Raw genomic sequence first — 1152 nt, forward strand, 5'->3', positions numbered from 1 at the left:
TCACGCGAACATGGAAAGGGGGGCGTCTTACACGGCGAGCCATCGCGCGTTATCGATTGACGACATTATTCTTAAAGCAGAAATGATGGGCTTTACCAGCTACAAAATATTCTTGCCTCGTTCAGATAACGGTGTTTACACCGTTGCAGCCAACTCAATGGGAGGGGACATCTCTGACCCAAGACAAGATCGAACCAGCCATTTTGACCAATACTCAGGTCGTTTGCTGGTGGATGTGACTTGGCAGGATTACAGCTGGTTTGCCAAGTTAATGGCTGCGGGTGTCTCACTTCACCAAGGAGACGTAAGCATCATCAACAAGGCGTTGAATGTGCTGTTCTGTCTGGCATTTATTCTGATTGCTATTTCCGGAGTGGTGATGTGGTGGTTCCGTCGACCAAGTCGCAGCGCATCGCTTGGCGCGCCGCCACAATTTCAACATGACGGAATGTGGAAATTGGGGTTAGCCACATTGGTTGCCATTTGTGCCGCGTTCCCGATGGGCGGTTTAGCCATTGTGAGCGTTTTGCTGTTGGACTGGGTGGTGTTCAACCGTGTCGAGAAGCTAAAAGCAGCACTGAACTAAGGTGTCGTATTGGTATAAAACAAGAGCCAGCGAATTGCTGGCTCTTTTTACTTTTGATAAAGCTCCAATGGTAAGTCGTCGGGATCTTGGAAGAACGTAAATGCTTTGCCCGTAAACTCATCAATGCGAATGGGTTCAACAGCGATGTGTTTGGATTCCAGATACGCTTTTACTTCTTCAACGTTGTCGACTTGAAACGCCAAATGTCGCAAGCCTTGCGCCTCCGGAAAGCTTGGTCGCTCCGGTGCGCCGGGAAAGCTGAACAGCTCGATTTGACTTCCGTCCGGCAACGCAAGGTCGAGTTTGTAGGAATCTCTCGTTTCACGATAGTTTTCTGCGATGATTTTTAGCCCTAGCACTTCGGTGTAAAAATGCTTTGATGTTGGGTAATCACTGCAAATGATAGCGACGTGATGAATCGCATTAAACATGGTTGGGTTCCTTAGACACGAGATGTTCGTTTACAAAGTCGAGAAATACACGCAGACGTGCAGGCATGTATTTGGTTTGTGCGTACTGCATGGCGACCGCACCGTGGTAGTTACTTTTGATCATCCAATCGGACA

At 48.4% G+C, this 1152-nt stretch carries 2 protein-coding genes and 1 pseudogene; 1 reads left to right on the forward strand and 2 read right to left on the reverse strand.

What is annotated here, in order from left to right; all coding sequences use genetic code 11:
• Positions 1–586: PepSY domain-containing protein (locus tag R8N46_RS25120; RefSeq protein ID WP_318189760.1), on the forward strand; the 586-nt coding region annotated here is incomplete at its 5' end.
• Between the two features lie 47 nt (positions 587–633).
• Here R8N46_RS25120 and R8N46_RS25125 read toward each other — a convergent pair.
• Both R8N46_RS25125 and R8N46_RS25130 read right to left on the reverse strand, forming a co-directional pair.
• On the reverse strand, positions 634–1017 hold the full coding sequence (locus R8N46_RS25125; RefSeq protein WP_318189761.1) for a VOC family protein: 384 nt from the start codon (positions 1015–1017) through the stop codon (positions 634–636).
• Positions 1010–1152: pseudogene (locus R8N46_RS25130) on the reverse strand (LysR family transcriptional regulator); the annotation flags it as partial. The gene R8N46_RS25125 and the pseudogene R8N46_RS25130, both read right to left, overlap by 8 nt.

The organism is Vibrio sp. 1874 (assembly GCF_033344395.1).
Lineage (GTDB): Bacteria > Pseudomonadota > Gammaproteobacteria > Enterobacterales > Vibrionaceae > Vibrio > Vibrio alginolyticus.

Coding starts and splice junctions, on each gene's coding strand:
- R8N46_RS25125 (WP_318189761.1), bottom strand. CDS start 1,017: ATGTTTAATGCGATTCATCACGTCGCTATCATTTGCAGTGATTACCCA.